Source organism: Pseudomonas sp. S04 (assembly GCF_009834545.1).
Lineage (GTDB): Bacteria > Pseudomonadota > Gammaproteobacteria > Pseudomonadales > Pseudomonadaceae > Aquipseudomonas.
Window position 1 is genome coordinate 3,844,469 of record NZ_CP019427.1, and the last position, 19,413, is coordinate 3,863,881.

Here is a 19,413-nt window from a genome sequence, read left to right on the forward strand (position 1 = left end):
ATAGATCGCTAAATCCTCACGGAAAGTTCAACTTAATGTGATAACTGCAAAGCGGGTTCCCGAGGTTTCGCCTACTGGACGAAGACCCCGGGATGGGCCGCAGCCTCAGGTGTGATGAATATCCCGGTCCTTGGTTTCCGGCATGAAGAAGATGCCCAGGACGGCCGTCATCACCGCGATGACGATGGGGTACCAGAGCCCGTAGTAGATATCCCCCGTGGCCGCCACCATAGCGAACGCGACCGTCGGCAGGAATCCTCCGAACCAGCCATTGCCGATGTGGTACGGCAGCGACATCGAGGTGTAGCGGATGCGCGCCGGGAACAACTCCACCAGCCAGGCGGCGATGGGCCCGTAGACCATGGTCACATAGATCACCAGGATGGTCAGGAGCAGCAGCACCATTGGGTAGTTGGTCTTCGCCGGGTCGGCCTTCTCGGGATATCCGGCGTCCTTGAGGCCGCTGCCGAGGGAGGCGACGAACGCATCGTTGCGCGTCTTGAAGTCGGCGGCCGGCATGCCGGTGCCCTCGAAACTGGGGATCACCTGGTCGCCGATACGCACCTGGGCCACGGTGCCAGGCTCGGCCTTCTCGTTCTTGTAGGGGATCGCCCGCTTCGCCAGCACAGTCTTGGCCAGGTCGCAGGAACTGGTGAATTTGGCCTTGCCCACCGGGTCGAACTGGAACGAACACTGCGCGGGATCGGCGACCACCGTGACCGGGTTTTTCTCCTGGGCGATGAATACGTCGGGGTTACCGTACTGGGTCAGCGCATGGAAGATCGGGAAGTAGGTCAGCGCCGCCAGGATGCAGCCGGCCATGATGATGCCCTTGCGGCCGATGCGATCGGAGAGACTGCCGAAGATCACAAAAAACGGCGTGCCGATCAGCAGGGAACCGGCAATCAGCAGGTTGGCGGTCTGCGGGTCGATCTTCAGCGTCTGCAACAGGAAGAACAACGCATAGAACTGCCCGGTGTACCAGACCACGGCCTGGCCAGCGGTGCCGCCGAGCAACGCCATGATCACAATCTTGAGGTTATCCCAGCGGGCAAAAGACTCGGTCAGCGGCGCCTTGGAAGCTTTGCCTTCGGCTTTCATCTTGAGGAACACCGGCGACTCGCTGAGCTGCAGGCGGATATACACCGAGATGACCAACAGCAGGATCGACAGCAGGAACGGAATCCGCCAGCCCCAGGCCTCGAATGCCTCGGTGCCCAGGATGGTGCGACAGGCGAGGATCACCAGCAGCGAGAGGAACAGCCCGAGGGTCGCAGTGGTCTGGATCCAGGAAGTGAAAAAACCGCGCTTGCCCTTGGGTGCATGCTCGGCGACGTAGGTCGCCGCCCCCCCGTATTCACCGCCCAGGGCCAGGCCTTGCAAGAGCCGCAGGGTAATCAGGATGATCGGCGCCGCCACGCCGATGGTTGCGTAGCCCGGCAGGAATCCCACCACGGCGGTGGAGACCCCCATGATCACGATGGTGATGAGAAAGGTGTGCTTGCGCCCGATCATGTCACCCAGGCGGCCGAACACGATGGCGCCGAAAGGCCGGACCGCGAAGCCCGCGGCGAAGGCCAGTAGCGCGAAGATGAACGAGGTGGTCTCGTTGACCCCGGCAAAGAAATGCTTGGCGATGATCGCGGCGAGGGAACCGTACAGATAGAAGTCGTACCACTCGAATACCGTCCCCAGGGACGAGGCGAAAATGACCTTGCGCTCCTCCTTGGTGATTCCGTGATGGGGCGCGCTGCCCGTGGAGGTGCTGTCGATTGCCGGCATGGGTGTTCTCCGTCCAGTAGTTGTCATAGGCCGGAGTGCCTCTCTGTCCATGCCGCTTGGCGGGGATCCAGGCTGATGGCCTCCCTGAAGCATAATCGGCTTGCGCCAGATATCCACTCGCCTGCATTCACAAGCCTCCTGGGTGCCTATCACCCTGCTCTATCGTCGATGACTTTCAATTGGCCCTGGCGCAGGGTGAAGTTTCAACCGGAGGGATTCGACATGCTCAACACACTCAAACAGATCAACTCAAGTTCGGCTTTCAACCGCTGGGCCGGCCTGCAAGTCACCCGTGCCGACAGCGGCGAGGTGGAACTAAGCATGGCCTTTCGCGAGGCCGACATGGCGCAATATGCCGGCTTCCTGCACGCCGGGATGATCGCCGCCCTGCTCGATACCGTCTGCGGTTTTGCCGCCGGGACGGTGGCCGGTAACGTGCTGGCCTCGCACTTCTCGGTGAACTGTCTGGCACCGGCGGTGGGTGAGGTTTTCATCGCCAAGGGCAAGGTGATCAAGGCCGGCAAGAAACAGGTATTCGCCCGCGCCGAACTGTTTGCCCAGAACGGCGAACAGTTGAAACTGGTCGCCACCGGGGATGCGATCCTGGTGCCGGTTGAAGCGGGCTAAGGACTGGCCGGACCGCTGCACAGTCTTTGACAGTTTCCCGACAAAGCTGTCAAAGATTGCCTGAGTTCGCGCGCCTAGCATGGCGGCATCCTAATTTCCCCTGGGTGCCCCATGTCTTCCCTGAACAACCGCAAGTGCCTGTGCCTCGTCCTCACCTCCTTCGGCCTGTTGATCGGCGCCGAGCCGTTGCCTGCCGACGACTGGCACGCCAGTGTGCACACCGGCATCGCCAACCTGCCCCGCTACAGCGGCAGCGACGAGCGGGTCAGTGCACCGCTGCTGGGTGTGCAGATCACTAGCCCTCATGGGTTCTTCCTGGACAGCGACAAGGGTTTGGGCTGGGCCTTTGACGAGGACGACTTTGGCCTGAGCCTGTATGTCGGCGCCAGTGATGCGCGCAAGGACCGCAAATCGCAGTTCCACGGCAGCGACGCGCTCAACGGCATGGGTTCGATCCAATCGCGCCCGGTGTTCGGCCTTGAGGCCACCTACCCCTTGGGCGAAGCCATCCTTGGCGCGACCTTCGAACACGCGCTGGAAAAGGACGACGAGCATGACACCGGCTCGGCCTACAACCACCTGAAGTTGAGCATCAGCGCCCCGCTGTACAAGGGTGCCTACGGCGAGTTGCTGGGCAGTCTCAACAGTCAGTTCGGTGACAGCAACTATGTGCGCACCTGGTATGGGGTCAGCACCAAACAGGCTTCGCGCAGCCAATTTCGCGCCCACGACACCCACGCTGGGCTGGTCAGTCGCGGCGCGGACCTCAGTTGGTCCCTGCCGATCGATGAGCAATGGAGCGTGTCCACGGTGCTGGCGCTGCAGTACCTCAACGGCGATGCCGCCGACAGCCCACTGGTCGAGCGACGGTGGCAGACGACTGTGGCTGGGCAGGTGGTGTACACCTTTTGAGGGGCGCAGCCATTGAGGCAGATGGCTTGCTCGCGATGAGCTGGAGAACGCCGCGGGTATCCTGAATGTACGTGTAATCGTTGACGACCATCGCGAGCAAGCTCGCTCCTACAAGGGCTGCTGTCGCTCACAGTTTTGTGTTGTGGCAGCTGGTTTGTCAGTGAAGAATCGCAACCGGCGATACACCTGTGGGAGCGAGCCTGCTCGCGATGAGCTGGAGAGCGCCGCGGGTATCCTGAATGTACGTGTAATCGTTGACGACCATCGCGAGCAAGCTCGCTCCTACAAGGGCTGCTGTCGCTCACAGTTTTGTGTTGTGGCAGCTGGTTTGTCAGTGAAGAATCGCAACCGGCGATACACCTGTGGGAGCGAGCCTGCTCGCGATGAGCTGGAGAGCGCTGCGGGCATCCTGAATGTACGTGTAATCGTTGACGACCATCGCGAGCAAGCTCGCTCCCACAGGGGTTGCTGTCGCTCACAGTTTTGTGTTGTGAACACCGTCATTGTGGGGTTTGCTGGTTAATCCAGGTGCGCCCAGGTCATGCGAAACGACGCCCCGCCCCACGGTGAGTCCGTCACGTGCACGTGCCCGCCATGGGATTGCGACACTCGCCGCACCAGTGCCAGCCCCAGGCCGAAGCCTCCTGTGCGGCGGTCGCGGCTGGCGTCCAGGCGCGAGAACGGTTCGAAGATCTTCTCCCGCCCTTCCACCGGCACGCCGGGGCCATCGTCATTGACCCGCACTTCATAGTGATCGCCGTTACGCACCAACGACACTTCCACCCGCTGCTCGGCATACCGAATGGCGTTGCGCAGCAGGTTGATCACCGCCCGGGCCATGAAGCGCGGCTCCAGGCGCACTTGCGCTAGCTGGCACTCGACGATCAGCAACTGCACCCCGGCCGCTTCGGCCTCCAGCGCCACACTGCCGACCACGCTGTCGAGCCAGTTGTTGGCCTGGATGTTTTCCCGGCTGATGACCGTCGCGCCGCGCTCCAGGCTGGCGTAGGTCAGCAGCTCGGAGACCATCTCCTCCAGCTCGCCGAGGTCGGCATACATGTCGGCGATCAGCGCCTTGTTGGCACTCGGATCAGCCTGCTGCCTGAGCTGGTCCAGTTCGAACGACAGTCGCGCAATCGGCGTGCGCAGTTCATGGGACACCGCGTTAGTCAGCTCGCGCTGGTTGGCGATCAGGCCTTCGATGCGCGCCGCCATCTGGTTGAAGTGTTCGGCCAGGTCACGAATGTTCGAGCGCTTGGACAACTGGATCCGCGCCGTCAGGTCATTGTCGCCAAAGCGCTCGGCGGCCAGACGCAGTTTTTCCAGGTCACGCCAGTGCGGGCGGACCCAGAAGAACAGCACGATGCCCAGCAACACCCCGAGCATGCTGTAGGCCAGAAGCATGTAGATAGTGGTGTGGCTGGGCTCCTCCGGCAGCTTGATGCTCAGCAGTTGCTCGCCGTCGTCGATGCGCGAGATGAACTGGGTGTATGTGTCGCGGACCACCATCAGGTTATCCGCCAGCTCAGCCCGCTCGGTGTCGCTCAGCGCCAACTCGGCCGGCTCGACCAACTGCAGGCGCAGGCCGTAATGGGGTCGCAGTTTTTCCAGTTGTGCCTGGCGGCCCGGCCCATCCAGCTCACGCAGTTGCTCCACCAGAGAATAGGCAGGCCCGCGCACCGCCTCGCGGTTATAGGTTTTCAGGTCACCGTCGAGGACCGCGGTAAAGGTCCGGTCCACCACCTCGATGGCCGCCACCAGACCAATCGCCAGCACCAGGAACAGGCCAAAGAACAGACGCAGCATCTAGAGCTCCCAGGCAAACGGATTGAACAGGTAGCCCTTGCCCCACACGGTCTTGATGCACACCGGCTCGCGCGGGTTGTCCTTGAGTTTGGCCCGCAGCTTGCTGATGTACACGTCGACGCTGCGGTTGAGGCCGTCGAAGGCGATGCCACGCATGCGGTTGAGGATGTCGTCCCGGGACAGGGTCTTGCCGGCCGCGCTCGCCAGCAACCACAGCAACTCGAACTCCATGGTGGTCAGTTCGATCAGCTCGCCGGCCAGGCGCACTTCGCGGCAACTGCGATCGATCAGCAGCCCGCCGAACTCCAGCGAACCGCGCACTGTGCTTTCCGGGACCTGGCGGCGTTGCAGGGCACGCAGGCGAGCCAGTAGCACCGGTGGTTTGATCGGTTTGATCACATAGTCGTCGGCACCGGACTCCAGGCCGAGGATGTGGTCGAGGTCATCCTCCTTGGCAGTGAGGATGACGATGGGGGTATCGGACAGGCTGCGGATCTCGCGACACAGGTGCAGCCCGCTCTGGCCCGGCAGCATCAGGTCGAGTACGACCATCTTCGGCTTGAACTCGATGAACGCGGCCAGGGCCAGGTCGCCGCGATACACCTGCCGCACTTCGAAGCCGTGCTGGGACAGGAAGTAGGCGATCAGCCCGGAGAGCTTTTCGTCGTCTTCCACCAGCAATACTTTGCCAAAACCCAGGTTATCCATAACGACCGTCGACCACGCCTTGAGTGAAGGGGCCGCATTATGGCGCCAATCGATGGCGGGACGCAGACGACAGACGGCAAAAACCGCCCTTGGCGGACGGTTTTCAGTGATCTTTCATACTCTTAAGAGTTTTTAACAATTGCCCCGGGTTCTTTGACAATTACCCGGCGGGTGTCAGGCGGCGGCCGGTACACCACTGTGGAAGCGAAATTCGACGTCCGGCGACTCGATCAACTCCTGCTCGGCAGCGCGGACCCGCTCGATTACCTGGGCAATGTCCTTGGCGTCGCCGTATTGATAGGCCAGCTTCAGGTATCCCTGGAAGTGCCGGGCTTCGCTTTTCAGCAGGCCAAAGTAGAACTTGCCCAGTTCCTCGTCCAGGTGCGGCACCAGTGCCTCGAAGCGCTCGCAACTGCGCGCTTCGATAAAGGCCCCGACCACCAGGGTGTCCACCAGTTTGACCGGCTCGTGGCTGCGCACCACCTTGCGCAGGCCCGAGGCGTAGCGCCCGGCGGACAGCTGGCGCAGCGCGATCTTGCGCTTCTTCATCAGGCGCATGACCTGCTCGTGGTGCACCAGTTCTTCACGGGCCAGGCGCGACATCAGGTTGATCAGGTCAACATGGGAGTGGTACTTGGCAATCAGGCTCAACGCTGTGCTGGCGGCCTTGAACTCGCAGTTCTTGTGGTCGATCAGCAGGGTTTCCTGATCGGCCAGCGCCGCCTGAACCCAGCCATCCGGCGTCCGGCAACCAAGGAACTCATGAATCTCGGGAAGGATCATTGGCTCACTTCCGACAGTTCAACAGGACCATGGGGCAGGACGGCGAGGATTTCAGGGATCGATGACATGGGGCTCACGGGCAAAAGGTTCAAAGCGAGGCGCGATTATACCGGGCTGCCGGCAGACCACCAGTCGCTGCACTTGATATGCATCAAGGCCCTGGATCACCACCAGCATCTATAGTTGTTCAACACGCTTATTTTTTGTCATCGGAGATCCTGACCATGCAAGACATCCGCAGCATTCTGGTGGTGATTGAGCCCTCCCCCGACGAAAGCCTGGCGCTCAAGCGCGCCAAGTTGATCGCCGGGGTCACCCAGGCGCACCTGCATTTGCTGATTTGCGATAAAAAGCATGATCACTCGGCACTGTTGAGCGTGCTCAAGGCCAGCCTGGTGGGCGAAGGCCATAGCGTTACCACCGAGCAGGCCTGGAACGAAACCGTGCACGACACTATCGTCGAAGTGCAGCAGGCCGAAGGCTGCGGGTTGGTGGTCAAGCAGCACTTTGCCGACAATCCGCTGAAAAAATTCCTCCTGACCCCGGACGACTGGAAGCTGCTGCGCCAGTGCCCGAGCCCGGTGCTACTGGTGAAAACCGCCAAACCCTGGACCGGCGGGACTATCCTTGCGGCCATCGATGTGGGGAACAACGACCCCGAACATCGGGTATTGCACGCCACCATCGTCGATCATGGGTTCGACATCGCTCACTTGGCCAAGGCCCAACTGCATGTGATCACCGCGCATCCGTCGCCGATGCTGTCGGCCGCCGACCCGGTGTTCCAGCTCAAGGAAACCATCGAGGCGCGCTATCGCGAAGACTGCAAGGCGTTCCAGGCCGAGTTCGACATCGATGACGAGCACCTGCATGTCGAGGAAGGCCCGGCCGATGTATTGATTCCGCACATGGCCCACAAGCTGCAGGCGGCGGTGACGGTGATCGGCAGCGTGGCGCGCAGCGGATTCTCGGGGGCGTTGATCGGCAATACCGCGGAAGTGGTGCTCGACTCGCTGGAAAGCGACGTGCTGGTGCTCAAGCCGCAGGAGATCATGGATCACCTGGAGGAATTGGCGTCTAGCGAGACCTGATGAGGCGCCTTCGCTGGTGAGCCAACTCCACCTTGGGCGTCGGCTTGCCGGCGAGGTTTTTTTAACCTAGCCGCCAAATACATCCTTGAGAAAACCCGGGGCGATGTAGCGCTGGTAATGCGCCTCGGACAAAAGGAAAAATTCCCGATCAATGGCATCACGCAGCTCCGGCAGGTTCCACTCGCGAAACTCCGGCAGCAGCACCATCCCATAGGCCTCCAGGTTGTTGATCACCCGCGCCCCACGGGCAATCAACTGATAGGCCCAGCAATATTCCGACTGATGGGGCACAAAGCGGATTTTTCGTGATTCCAGCTGCTCGCGCAGGCGCTTGGCATCGAAAATTTCCAGCTTGCCGGCCATCACCTGTACCAGCAACTGCTCAAGACGCAGCCACACGGCGCGTTTTTCTTCCTCGTTGTAACCGTTCCAATGGATCACTTCATGGTGGAACCGCTTGCAACCACGGCACACCAGATCCCCGTAAACAGTGGAGCAGAGGCCGATGCAGGGGGTCTTGATAGTCTGATTGGGCATAGGTAGGCAGGACGCGAGAAAGCAGGACAGGCCGGCATGTTAGCCCTTTGTCTAACATTCATCACCCCTCAAAGTTCAGGGTCGAACTTACCTTTAATTTTTTTTTGCCGTAGAATCAGCCAGCCTTTTTAGGCGCCAATGTCCGTTAGAAGCTGTTTTCAAAGCGTCACGAGCACAGTCGTTCCTTCAGAGCGGTGTTGGCGAAGGGTTTTTCAGCGGTGAAAAACCTTGCGCCAACCCTCATCAGCTCCCGTTCTGCAGGCGTAAAACTTTGAAAGCAGCTTCTGTAAGGAATTGTCGGTAATTCTGGCTAAGCGGCCCACAACGCCACGCAGCGCATGAGTACGGCAATTTCGGGATGAGCGTCCCGGACACCCATTTGGGACCACTGATGAGGGTAATAACTGTGCTTGAAGCCTACCGCAAACATATCGAAGAGCGCGCAGCACTGGGTATCGTTCCCCAGCCGCTTAACGCCGAACAAACTGCAGGCCTGGTCGAGCTGCTGAAGAACCCCCCGGCTGGCGAAGAAGCCGTTCTGCTGGACCTGATCACCAATCGCGTTCCACCTGGCGTGGACGAAGCAGCCTATGTCAAGGCCGGTTTCCTGTCCGCCCTGGCCAAGGGCGAAGCCACTTCCCCTCTGATCGACAAAAAACGCGCTGTAGAACTGCTCGGCACCATGCAGGGCGGCTACAACATCGTGACCCTGGTTGACCTGCTCGACGACGCCGAACTGGCCCCGGTCGCTGCCGCCCAACTCAAGCACACCCTGCTGATGTTCGATGCGTTCCACGACGTCGCGGAAAAAGCCAAGAACGGCAACGCACACGCCCAAGGCGTCCTGCAATCCTGGGCTGACGGCGAGTGGTTCAAGAACCGCCCGACCCTGGCCGACAAGATCAGCCTGCGCGTATTCAAGGTCACCGGCGAAACCAACACCGACGACCTGTCCCCTGCTCCTGATGCCTGGTCCCGTCCAGACATCCCGTTGCACGCCCTGGCCATGCTGAAAATGGCCCGTGAAGGCATCGAGCCTGACCAGCAAGGCGTCACCGGCCCGATGAAGCAGATCGAAGAAATGCGCAACGCCGGCTTCCCGATCGCCTACGTCGGCGACGTGGTCGGTACCGGTTCGTCGCGTAAATCGGCTACCAACTCGGTGCTGTGGTTCTTCGGCGACGACGTTCCCTACGTGCCGAACAAGCGCGCTGGTGGTTTCTGCTTCGGCAGCAAGATCGCTCCGATCTTCTACAACACCATGGAAGATGCTGGCGCACTGCCAATCGAATTCGACGTCACCAACATGCACATGGGCGACGTGATCGACCTGTACCCGCATGCTGGCAAAGTCTGCAAGCACGGCACCGACGAAGTCCTGACCACCTTCGAAATGAAGACGCCAGTACTGTTGGACGAAGTTCGCGCTGGCGGCCGTATTCCGCTGATCATCGGCCGCGGCCTGACCGAAAAAGCACGTGCCGAACTGGGCCTGCCACCTTCGGACCTGTTCAAAAAGCCGGAAGCACCTGCCGAAAGCACCAAGGGCTTCACCCTGGCGCAGAAGATGGTCGGCAAGGCGTGCGGCGTGACTGGCGTTCGTCCAGGCACCTACTGCGAACCGAAGATGACCACCGTGGGTTCCCAGGACACCACCGGTCCAATGACCCGTGACGAACTGAAAGACCTGGCGTGCCTGGGCTTCTCGACCGATCTGGTGATGCAGTCCTTCTGCCACACCGCGGCCTATCCAAAGCCGATCGACGTGACCACCCACCACACCCTGCCTGACTTCATCATGACCCGTGGCGGCGTATCCCTGCGTCCGGGCGACGGCATCATCCACTCGTGGCTGAACCGCATGCTGCTGCCGGACACCGTCGGCACCGGTGGTGACTCCCACACCCGTTTCCCGATGGGCATTTCGTTCCCGGCCGGTTCCGGCCTGGTAGCGTTCGCCGCAGCCACTGGCGTGATGCCACTGGACATGCCGGAATCGATCCTGGTGCGCTTCAAAGGCGAAATGCAACCGGGCGTCACCCTGCGTGACCTGGTTCACGCCATTCCTTACTACGCGATCCAGGCTGGCCTGCTGACCGTAGAGAAGAAAGGCAAGAAGAACGCCTTCTCCGGCCGCATCCTGGAAATCGAAGGCCTGGACAACCTGAGCATCGAACAGGCTTTCGAGCTGTCCGACGCCTCGGCCGAACGTTCGGCTGCCGGTTGCACCATCAAGCTGTCGAAGGAGTCGATCACCGAGTACCTGAGCTCCAACGTCACCCTGCTGCGCTGGATGATCGGCGAAGGCTACGGCGACGCGCGTACCCTGGAACGTCGCGCCCAAGCGATGGAAGCCTGGATTGCCAACCCTGAGCTGATGGTTGCCGATGCTGACGCCGAATACGCGGAAATCATCGAAATCGACCTGAACGAGATCAAGGAGCCAGTTCTCTGCGCGCCGAACGATCCGGACGACGCCCGTCTGCTGTCCAGCGTTGCTGGCGAGAAGATCGACGAAGTGTTCATCGGTTCGTGCATGACCAACATTGGTCACTTCCGCGCTGCCGGTAAGCTGCTGGAGCAGGTCAAGGGTCAGCTGCCAACCCGTCTGTGGCTGTCGCCGCCGACCAAGATGGACGCTCACCAACTGACCGAAGAAGGCTACTACGGCATCTACGGCAAAGCTGGCGCGCGCATGGAAATGCCGGGCTGCTCGCTGTGCATGGGTAACCAGGCTCGTGTAGAGCCGAACTCGACCGTGGTGTCGACTTCGACCCGTAACTTCCCGAACCGTCTGGGTGATGGTGCGAACGTCTACCTGGCTTCGGCCGAGCTGGCGTCCGTGGCTTCGATCCTGGGTCGCCTGCCGACCGTCGAGGAGTACATGGAATACGCTGGCAAGATCGACAGCATGGCGGCCGATGTCTACCGCTACCTGTCTTTCGACCAGATCGCCGAGTTCCGTGAAGCCGCTGCGAACGCCAACATCCCGGTTGTTCAAGCCTAAGGCTGCAACGCAATAAAAAACGCCGCCCATCGCGAGATGGAGCGGCGTTTTTTTATGCCCGCAAGCTGCACACTGAACCCCTGTGAGAGCGAGCTTGCTCGCGATAGCGGTAGTCCATTCAATATTGATGTCGACTGATACGCCGCCATCGCGAGCAAGCTGAACTGGTCAAGTAATTCTGGACACATGTTTAGGTTTTCTACGCGACCATTTTTTCCATGGCTACCGGCGAGCGATAGTCGTTGTAGCTGTGGAGCCTGGAGTTGTTGTAGCGCATCACGTATTGCTGCAAATCAGCTCGGGCTTCCTGCTCCGAGCTGTATCCGCCTTCAGGCATCCATTCTGATTTCAGGCTGCCAAAGAAGCGCTCCATTGGGGCGTTGTCCCAACATTGCCCCTTGCGACTCATGCTCTGGTTGATCCTGTGTGCCACCAACTCATTCCTGAACTTGTGACTGGTGTACTGGCATCCCTGGTCGGAATGAAACAACACCTCTTTGGGGCGTCCTCGCAGCTCAACCGCCATGCGTAACGCTTCGCACGTCAATGTGGCATCGGATATCAGTGAAAATGACCACCCCACGAGGCGGCGTGCAAATAAATCCAGAACCGCCGCGAAATACAGCCAACGCTTACCGATCTGAATGTAGGTAACGTCCCCGCACCAGACTTGATTGATCGCCGAGACATCAAACTTGCGCTTGAGCTCGTGAGGCGCCACCAAGGCCTCTACGCCCGAAGATTTGTATTTGTGGCGGCGCCGCTGACGACTGACGATACCGGCCTCTTTCATTAGGCTGCGAGCCATGTAGCGCCCCACGCGATGTCCCTTTGCTTGCAGTTCTTTGGAAAGAGTCCGAGCACCGGCAGAGCCCCTCGACTCCTTGTGTTGCTTGATCAAAACAACGATGAGCTTCTCGCGTTCAGGATTCGATCGGCCCTGACGCTGACGCCAGACGTAAAAACTGCTTCGATTAACTTCAAATACACGACAACAATCACTAATGCCGTACTGCTCGCCTAGCTCGCTGATCAGCGGAAATGATCTTTGGAGTCCATAAGCAGGAGAGCACTGGCCTTTTTTAGGATTTCGATATCCCGATCTTTTTGCTTGAGCAGGGCTTTAAGCGCCTGAATCTCTTTTTGCTCAGGCGTAATAGCTTTCGCCCCCACCGGTGTTGAACCCAGACGCTCCTTGCGGACTTGATCGACCCAACGACGTAATGCGGTAGGTCCGATGTTCAGGCTGGCGCAGACATCTGGGACAGCTAGCCCCTCATCAAGCACCATAAGCACAGCTTTGAGTTTGAACTCGTTGGAGTAGGAGTTACGCATTTCCATAGACGCCTCAGATTTGGGCGCCATCATAGCGCCCGATTGAAGTGTCCAGAATCATTAGGCCAGTTCAAGCTCGCTCCCACAAGGGGTTACGTGGAGGGGTTTAGGGCTTGTTGGACTGCGCCGTCGACACTTAGCCCACTCAGAGTCACCTGCTCCAACTCCAACGTCGGCAACAACGACAGCACCGCTTTCGCCTCATGCTTGAGCCGCGCCAGGATCAGCAACTTATCCTCCGCCCGCACCTGCAAAAAGAACGCCTCCAGCGCTTCGATGCTGGTGCCGTCCAGATCGGGCGACTCTTCCAGGCTGAGGATGATCGTGTGCACCGGCGGCGACGCATGCCGCGCGAGCCTTAGCGCTCCACCGAGAATCCGCTCCACATTGGCGAAAAACAGCGCTTCGCTGGGTCGCACAATCAACACGCCAGGGATTTGCAAGGCGTCAGGGTGACGTTGCACATCAACGTAGTCATGACCGCCGCCCATTTGCCCCAGCACTTGAATATCCGCCGACGACATCTGCTTGAGCATCAGCACCACACTGATCGCCACCGCCACCAGCAAGCCGTCCAGCACGCCCAACACCAGCACTGCTGCCACTGCGCAGATCACCAGCAAGCGATCACGGCGCCAGATGAAATAGCGGCCCAATGGCTGCAGGCTCAAGCCCCGCGCCAAGGCATGAATGACGATGGCCGCCAATACCGGCTCCGGGGTCAGGGCAATGTAGGGCAACACCGTGAGCACGATCAGCAACACCACCGCCGCCACGACCACGCCGGACAGCCGTGAGCCGGCACCCGCCGCCTCATTCGCCGAGGTCGCGGAGTACCCGGCGCCCGCCGGCATGCCATGGAACAGGCCGGACAGCAGATTCGCCGCACCGAGGGCCAGCAGGTCGCGGTTCGAGTAAACCCGGTCGCCATGTTTGAGCGCAAACGAGGTGATCGAACCATAGGACTCGGCATACAAAATCATCACCATCGCGAACGCCAATTCCCCCAGGCGCAGCCAATCGGCAAACGGCAACACCGGCAGCCGGGGCACTTCAAGACTCAGGTCGATCACGCCGATCAGGTCCACGCCGTAGGCTTGCAAGTTGAGCCACTGGCCGGCGGCGATGCCTAGCGCCACCACCAGCAAACCGCCGGGCACCCGCCGGAACCGCGCGCATACCCACAACACCAGCAGCGCCACCGCCGCGACCAGGAGGCCGACGCGGTTCCATTGCGGCCACTGTTCCAGCAATTGCGGGACGAAGCGGATCAGGTTGCCGTTGCTCAAGTGCACGTCAACGACGCTCGCGACCTGCTTCAGGATGATGGTTACCGCCAGGCCCAAGGCAAAGCCGCGCAGGACCGGTTTGGCAATAAAAGAGGTGACGCTGCCGAGCTTGAACAGCCCCGCCAGCAGAAAGAGCCCGCCAGTGACCAGCACCAGGCCGATGGCAAGGGTCATGCGCAGGTCCGGATCGCCGCCGGCCAGCGTGGCGGTGGCCGCCGCCAGCACCGCCGCCGAAGACGACGTCGCAGAAACAATCGCAAAACGGCTGGTGCCCAACAGCGCGTAGCACAGCAGACCGGCAAACAACGCAATCACCCCGGCCTGGGGCGGCACCGCGGCGATGCTGGAATAGGCCACCGCCTCGGGTAACAACAAACCGGCAATCGACAATCCGGCCAGCAGGTCCTGCCAACGGTTCGGTTGTTCAACAGATTGAGGGGTGCTCGACAAACCACGTTCTCCGGGCGAAAAACCATTCTGCGCATCAGGCACAGCTGCCACTGTAGCGCTCAATCCTTCAGAGGGCGAAGTAAAAGGACAGTCCTTCACCCCGGCGACACGCCCACCATCCCGGATACGTCCTACACAACAAAGCGATTCGCCTGACTTCGCAAAATCCTGGTCCCAAGCAAAGTCCTGCCCCTAAGGAAACACAGGGGAACGTGGATGTTCAGTGTCGGCAAATCAGCCATTTTCAAACTCGATATCGAGGGTGTTTCTCATGACCTTCAAGTACTCGAGTTCCGGGCCAGGGAAGCGCTCAACCAAACCTATAAAGTCGAGCTCGAACTGGTCAGCGAACGCCGCGACATTGATCTCGAATCGCTTATGGATCGTCCAACCTTTCCGTCTTTCAGCGAGGATGGCTCCGGCATTCATGGGCAAATTTATCAGATCGCCGATTACCGTCAGGGGCACGGGCGCAGCGACCAGAGCCTGATGCGCAGTGGCAGTTTCGTTGATATCAGCCACCACCCGCGTGGCGACTGCAATGGTTTGTGGTTACTCACTCGGGTCGAACACGCCGGAAAACAACCCCAAGTGCTCGAGGAATCAATTATCGAGGCCGGCAATAAAGACGAATTCACTCAGGGATACCGCAACCATTTTGTCGTGACGCCTTGGGATATCCCGTTTCGCCCGGCGCTGGAGCATCCCAAGCCCCGAGTCACCGGCAACCAGCATGCGGTGGTGACCGGACCGCCCGGCGAAGAGATCTACTGCGACGCCTATGGCCGAGTGAAGGTTCAACTGCTATGGGATCGCGAAGGTCAGCTGAATGAACAATCCAGTTGCTGGCTGCGCGTGGCCACGGGCTGGGCCCATGATCAATACGGCTGCGTGCAGATTCCGCGCGTCGGCATGGAAGTGCTGGTGGGCTTCACTGAAGGCGATCCCGACAAACCATTCGTCCAGTGTTGCCTGACCAATGCCGTGACGCCGGTGCCACTGGACCTGCCAGCCGAACAGACGCGCAGCATTTTGCGCAGCCAGAGCAGCCCCGGCGGCGGTGGTTACAACGAGTTGCGCATCGAGGACAAAAAAGGCGTCGAAGAAATCGCGATTCAGGCTCAGCGCGACTTCGTCCAGTTAGTCCTCAACAACGAACGTGTGCAGGTCGACAATCAGCGCACCGTGGTGATCGGCGGCATCGCCAGTCATGAACTGCGCAGCGACGAACACCACTTGACCCACGGCAACCGCCTGACCGAACTGAAACAGGACGATCATCTGTGGGTTCAGGGTGACCGGCACATTCGGGTCGCCAGTCAACGGCTCAGCGCGTCGCAGCAGATCCACTTCGGTGCCGGTCAGCAAGTGGTGATCGATGGCGAAGCCCATGTGACCGTCATGGCGGGCGGCCAGTGGTTGACGCTGGGGCCGGAGGGCATTTTCAGCAGCGTACCGATTATCCAGGGCGGCACGCCGGCGAACAGTCTGGCGGCGGAACCACTGGCCCCGGGCGCCCTACCCCTGCTGAAGGTGACATCCGATACCGCCCAGCAACGCCATGCGCTGATGTCCACCCGCACCGCGCGCTGCCTGATTTTCGAGGCCGCACAAGCATGAGCCTTTCGACCTCTTTGCCTGGCGGTTTGCCATGGGACGAGCAACAGGCATGCCTGTTGCTGGATGGTGCGACGATCAGCGATTTGCCCACGCGGGTAAAACAGCTCAGCCCTGCTGCCAGCACTTTTGCCCTGTATGACCAACCGCCCTTCTCGGCGCTGCGGGACATATCGCCGCTGTTGGTGGCCATCCAGCGACCGGACGATCCGCTGGCGCAGTTCTATCTGCAACACGCGCATGAAGAATGGGGCGTGCTGCTGTTCAGCGCTGCCCCCGTGTTCAGCGTTGCTGAACACCTGCGCAAACTGGTGACCATCGAAATGCCGGCGGGCCCGGCCGCACTGTTGCGGCTGGCCGATGCTGCGGTGGCGCAGGCGTTGTTTGCCAGTGCCGATCAGTGTTTGTTCGGCCCGCTGTCCTGTGTGGTGACTGCCGATAGCGTCAATGCGGTTTGGCAATGCCAGCGTCCTCGGCAAGCGCAATGCCCGGCACTTGCGGTCCCCTATCGCCTGAGCCATGAACAGGACGCCGCCCTGCAACAGGTTGACCGGCGTCGCACCTTGCTTGAACTCGATGCGCATCTGCGCAGGCACTTTCCCGAATTTCATCCCGGGCTATCCGTGGCTCAGCGCTGGCCGATGCTGGAGCGATGCGAAACCCAGGCCTGTGCGTTGGGCCTGAGCAGTCAATCGGAGTTGTTCCATTACGCCAACGTCATGACGTGGCTCGACGGCAGCGACGTCGATCAGCATCCGCGCATCCATCACATGCTCCACACGCCATCTCTGCAATCACCCGGCGAGCGCGTCGCGCTGGCCGCTGACCTGGCTTGTCAGTGGGCTTTTGAACGAGGTCTGTCATGAACCATCCCGCCAACCTCGCTGCCGCCGCAGCGTCGAAATCCCCCATCGGCGCCCCGGCTGCCTGCCCATTACGACAAACCCACGTGCAACTGTTGCCCTTGTCCTACGGCCTGGTGGAAAAACCGCTCGACCCGAGCGCTGAACTGGCTCTGCCGTACGCCCTGACCAGCCGTCCCATGGGCATCCGCAGGTTACGCGACGGCTGGCTGTACATCATCGACAGCCTCAGCGGCGAGTTGTACGAATATCGGATGCTCGACGGCGTCGTCAGTGCGCAATTGCACAGAGGCAAAACCGTGAACGAGGATCAGCGTTCATCCATTGAAGAGCGTCCGGCGCTGATCTTTTCCCGGCGCAGCGTGTTGTACGTGACCTTCGCCGAGGTGCAGTGGACGGCGGGCAAATGCCGACAGGTGCTCGACAGCGCCGAAGAACGCGAGCACTTCATGCAAGCGGTGGATCTTGGTCCGGTGCATTGTCAGGTCGGGGGCAAGCACTTGCTGACTGTCGCCCAGGCCAAACAATGGCTGGCGGAAGTCGCGGCCGGCGCCGAACCGGTTGTCGATCCCGTGTCGGGTACGGTTGAACTGCCGACGGTGCAGGTCAGCGATGCCCCCGAACATGAGCGCGAACCCTATCTGTGGGAGCAACCACGGCGTTTTCGTGAGGCGCACATCGGTGAGTTTCTGGGTCGGGTACGCGGGCCTTATCAGGACGACACGCTGTTTCTGCTGGTCAACGACGACCTCGGCGTGATGCGTGATCTGGCCGAGTACCAGGACACCGTGGTCGGCTGGATCGACGAATGGAGCAACACCGCCAACAACCCGCGTGATTATCTGCTGGCCTGTTACATCGAGTCCCTCAGCCAGCTCGGTGCCGAGGATTTCGATAAGCTGGCCAAAGCCAGCGAGCAACCGTCAGCCAAAGCGTTGTTTGCCGATCTGGAACAGTTGCCCGAGCCGGATCGGCAAAACACCCGCAAGGCCCTGCTCGATTACCTGAACAACGGCGGCAAGGTTGAACCGGACGCCGCCGCGACGCCGGAGTTGGAACAGCTACGCGCAAAGGCCCTTGATGACGCGCTGGCGCTCAACCGTTTCGACGGTGTCGCCCCGGACTTTACCGCCCACGGCCGCGCCACCGCCGAAGCCGACCGGCGTTATTACACACGGCAGTACTTCCAGGCGGTCGCCCCGCAGGACTTTGTCGACCGGCATTTGCAAACCCTCGTCAACCTCGGTCGGGATCAGGATCGACGCATCCACGACGTGCTCGATGGCTCGATATTCAGTGGCAAACGCGGGATCAACGACCTGATCGACCGGGCGGCGATGGACGAAGCGTTGAACCGCCACCGTGATGACCTCGGGCGCTGGAATCGCCTGCTCGAGCGCATCACCGCTGACCGCACGCAACTGGTGTGCGCGGGCCGCTACCACCGTTCGGCGTGGTATTACGATGCCCAGGCGCCGGAACAACTCGGCCCGGCCTTCGCCGCTGAATACGCCTGCCTCAAGGATCTGTGTCGCAGCGACAAAGCCAGCGAAGCGCTGCTCGGCTATCTGGAGCAGCATCCGGAACTGACCCGGCCGCTGTTCTACACCTTGCCGCTGGGAGTGCAACCAGAGCAGGCCGGGCAATATTCAATACTGTTCAACGCCGGCATGGCGATGTTCAACAACCTGCCGCATTGGCTGGAGAAGCTCAAGAGCATCGAACAACCACGGCTGCCGGCCCTCGACGACTTGCCTGAACACACCCGCGCCGTCGCCGATGCCGTGCAGCAAACCTATAGCCCGGCGCTGAACCTGGGCCTGGGCCGGGTGCTGGAAGGTTTCGACCTGTCGGGGGAGAAAATCCCCGACCTGGATGAACTGTTCCAACGCCTGCCCAAAGGCCTGAAGCTGCGAATCTTCGATGCCGTCAAAACCAGCGGTGTGACCTTCACCGTCGCCAGCCCGGCGGAACAGAACGCACTGCACACCGCGATCAAGGAAGTCCTCAGAGAACGCGAATACCTCAAAACCCTGAACCGCGAGCGTAATCAGCTCACCCGCAACAAGAACCGCCCGGGCCACAAAACGCCACGGGCGGTGGAGTTGCAGGAGGAGATCGTGCGGGTGCGGGCGCAGTTGGCGCAGAACGAGGGGCGACTGGCGGCGGCGTTGAGCCCGATCGAGGAACTACCGGATCGCTCGGCGCGGCTGTATGGCGCCACGCCGGCACGAGCCGGGGTCACGGTGGTGTTCCCGCCTGCGCAGCAGCAGGAGTTGCGCAGTTTGTTGGGGAATATTCGGTTGGGGGTGGCCAGTGTGCCGAAGGCCAGTCTGGTGAAGACTGAAGGGATGGGGTTGGTGGTGGTTTTGGTGCAGGTGGTGAATTTGGTTGGGGTGTTTAAGGAAACTTTCGAACAGTCAAAAAATAAGCGAGCTATCGGGCCGCTTTTGTCTGCTGCTGCTACAACAGGAGCGGCTGGTTTCACCGCAGCCCAAAGTCCCCCGGTGTTGGGTAGCCAGACGCGGTTACCCGCGTCCAGCCCCCTAAGAACCGTGCATGCGCCTTTCAACGCACACGGCTCAAGCCTCCACTAAGGCATCTTT

The 19,413-nt window shown here is 60.7% G+C and carries 14 protein-coding genes and 1 pseudogene; 7 read left to right on the forward strand and 8 right to left on the reverse strand.

The genetic code is table 11. The features are described from left to right. Positions 1–105: 105 nt before the first annotated feature. A complete protein-coding gene (locus PspS04_RS17010) occupies positions 106–1,782 on the reverse strand; it encodes an MFS transporter (protein WP_159996759.1) in 1,677 nt (558 codons plus the stop codon). 222 nt (positions 1,783–2,004) lie between these two features. Here PspS04_RS17010 and PspS04_RS17015 point away from each other — a divergent pair, with 222 nt between their 5' ends. Together PspS04_RS17015 and PspS04_RS17020 are read left to right on the forward strand one after the other, a co-directional pair. Continuing rightward, a complete protein-coding gene (locus tag PspS04_RS17015; protein ID WP_095171413.1) occupies positions 2,005–2,409 on the forward strand; it encodes a PaaI family thioesterase in 405 nt (134 codons plus the stop codon). Positions 2,410–2,520: 111 nt separating this feature from the next. Further along, entirely contained in the window at positions 2,521–3,321 is an 801-nt protein-coding gene (locus PspS04_RS17020) for a MipA/OmpV family protein (protein WP_159996761.1), read from the forward strand. Between the two features lie 519 nt (positions 3,322–3,840). Here the strand turns inward: PspS04_RS17020 and PspS04_RS17025 are convergent. The 3 genes from PspS04_RS17025 to PspS04_RS17035 form a co-directional block, all read right to left on the reverse strand. Beyond that, on the reverse strand, positions 3,841–5,127 hold the full coding sequence (locus PspS04_RS17025) for an ATP-binding protein (RefSeq protein ID WP_095171417.1): 1,287 nt from the start codon (positions 5,125–5,127) through the stop codon (positions 3,841–3,843). Next, positions 5,128–5,835: a winged helix-turn-helix domain-containing protein gene (locus tag PspS04_RS17030; protein WP_095171419.1), complete on the reverse strand. Its 708-nt coding sequence runs from the start codon at positions 5,833–5,835 to the stop codon at positions 5,128–5,130. Positions 5,836–6,009: 174 nt separating this feature from the next. Further along, positions 6,010–6,618, reverse strand: a complete 609-nt coding sequence (locus PspS04_RS17035; RefSeq protein ID WP_159996763.1) for a tRNA-(ms[2]io[6]A)-hydroxylase — start codon at positions 6,616–6,618, stop codon at positions 6,010–6,012. Between the two features lie 224 nt (positions 6,619–6,842). Between PspS04_RS17035 and PspS04_RS17040 the strand changes: the two genes are divergently transcribed. Continuing rightward, a complete protein-coding gene (locus PspS04_RS17040; RefSeq protein WP_159996765.1) occupies positions 6,843–7,709 on the forward strand; it encodes a universal stress protein in 867 nt (288 codons plus the stop codon). Between the two features lie 66 nt (positions 7,710–7,775). On the opposite strand, the gene PspS04_RS17045 is transcribed toward PspS04_RS17040, so the two are convergent. Continuing rightward, positions 7,776–8,246 (reverse strand): DUF1289 domain-containing protein, encoded by a 471-nt coding sequence (locus PspS04_RS17045; protein ID WP_159996767.1) that lies wholly within the window; start codon positions 8,244–8,246, stop codon positions 7,776–7,778. A 406-nt stretch (positions 8,247–8,652) separates the two neighbouring features. Here PspS04_RS17045 and acnB point away from each other — a divergent pair, with 406 nt between their 5' ends. Continuing rightward, entirely contained in the window at positions 8,653–11,253 is a 2,601-nt protein-coding gene (acnB, locus tag PspS04_RS17050; protein ID WP_159998868.1) for a bifunctional aconitate hydratase 2/2-methylisocitrate dehydratase, read from the forward strand. A 199-nt stretch (positions 11,254–11,452) separates the two neighbouring features. Here the strand turns inward: acnB and PspS04_RS17055 are convergent, their stop codons facing one another. The 3 genes from PspS04_RS17055 to PspS04_RS17060 all read right to left on the reverse strand — a co-directional run bounded on the left by PspS04_RS17055 (position 11,453) and on the right by PspS04_RS17060 (position 14,327). Further along, positions 11,453–12,289, reverse strand: a complete 837-nt coding sequence (locus PspS04_RS17055; RefSeq protein ID WP_335929848.1) for an IS3 family transposase — start codon at positions 12,287–12,289, stop codon at positions 11,453–11,455. Continuing rightward, positions 12,286–12,588, reverse strand: coding sequence for a transposase (locus tag PspS04_RS27860; RefSeq protein WP_237234924.1), 303 nt, complete (start codon positions 12,586–12,588; stop codon positions 12,286–12,288). The genes PspS04_RS17055 and PspS04_RS27860 overlap by 4 nt, the downstream gene beginning before the upstream one ends. 92 nt (positions 12,589–12,680) lie before the next feature. Further along, positions 12,681–14,327 (reverse strand): SulP family inorganic anion transporter, encoded by a 1,647-nt coding sequence (locus PspS04_RS17060; protein WP_159996769.1) that lies wholly within the window; start codon positions 14,325–14,327, stop codon positions 12,681–12,683. 447 nt (positions 14,328–14,774) lie between these two features. On the opposite strand from PspS04_RS17060, the pseudogene tssI reads away from it, so the two are divergent. The 3 genes and pseudogenes from tssI to PspS04_RS17075 all read left to right on the forward strand — a co-directional run. Further along, positions 14,775–15,947, forward strand: a pseudogene (gene tssI / locus PspS04_RS17065) (type VI secretion system tip protein TssI/VgrG); the annotation flags it as partial. After that, positions 15,944–16,810 (forward strand): DUF4123 domain-containing protein, encoded by an 867-nt coding sequence (locus PspS04_RS17070; RefSeq protein WP_159996773.1) that lies wholly within the window; start codon positions 15,944–15,946, stop codon positions 16,808–16,810. The pseudogene tssI and the gene PspS04_RS17070, both read left to right, overlap by 4 nt. Next, positions 16,807–19,404, forward strand: coding sequence for a toxin VasX (locus PspS04_RS17075; RefSeq protein WP_237234928.1), 2,598 nt, complete (start codon positions 16,807–16,809; stop codon positions 19,402–19,404). Before PspS04_RS17070 ends, PspS04_RS17075 begins: the two co-directional genes overlap by 4 nt. Positions 19,405–19,413: the final 9 nt, after the last annotated feature.

What these genes read in the sequence shown, in the direction of transcription:
- PspS04_RS17010 (WP_159996759.1), bottom strand. Translation starts at nt 1,782, where the DNA reads ATGCCGGCAATCGACAGCACCTCCACGGGCAGCGCGCCCCATCACGGA.
- PspS04_RS17015 (WP_095171413.1), top strand. Translation starts at nt 2,005, where the DNA reads ATGCTCAACACACTCAAACAGATCAACTCAAGTTCGGCTTTCAACCGC.
- PspS04_RS17020 (WP_159996761.1), top strand. Translation starts at nt 2,521, where the DNA reads ATGTCTTCCCTGAACAACCGCAAGTGCCTGTGCCTCGTCCTCACCTCC.
- PspS04_RS17025 (WP_095171417.1), bottom strand. Translation starts at nt 5,127, where the DNA reads ATGCTGCGTCTGTTCTTTGGCCTGTTCCTGGTGCTGGCGATTGGTCTG.
- PspS04_RS17030 (WP_095171419.1), bottom strand. Translation starts at nt 5,835, where the DNA reads ATGGATAACCTGGGTTTTGGCAAAGTATTGCTGGTGGAAGACGACGAA.
- PspS04_RS17035 (WP_159996763.1), bottom strand. Translation starts at nt 6,618, where the DNA reads ATGATCCTTCCCGAGATTCATGAGTTCCTTGGTTGCCGGACGCCGGAT.
- PspS04_RS17040 (WP_159996765.1), top strand. Translation starts at nt 6,843, where the DNA reads ATGCAAGACATCCGCAGCATTCTGGTGGTGATTGAGCCCTCCCCCGAC.
- PspS04_RS17045 (WP_159996767.1), bottom strand. Translation starts at nt 8,246, where the DNA reads ATGCCCAATCAGACTATCAAGACCCCCTGCATCGGCCTCTGCTCCACT.
- PspS04_RS27860 (WP_237234924.1), bottom strand. Translation starts at nt 12,588, where the DNA reads ATGCGTAACTCCTACTCCAACGAGTTCAAACTCAAAGCTGTGCTTATG.
- PspS04_RS17070 (WP_159996773.1), top strand. Translation starts at nt 15,944, where the DNA reads ATGAGCCTTTCGACCTCTTTGCCTGGCGGTTTGCCATGGGACGAGCAA.
- PspS04_RS17075 (WP_237234928.1), top strand. Translation starts at nt 16,807, where the DNA reads ATGAACCATCCCGCCAACCTCGCTGCCGCCGCAGCGTCGAAATCCCCC.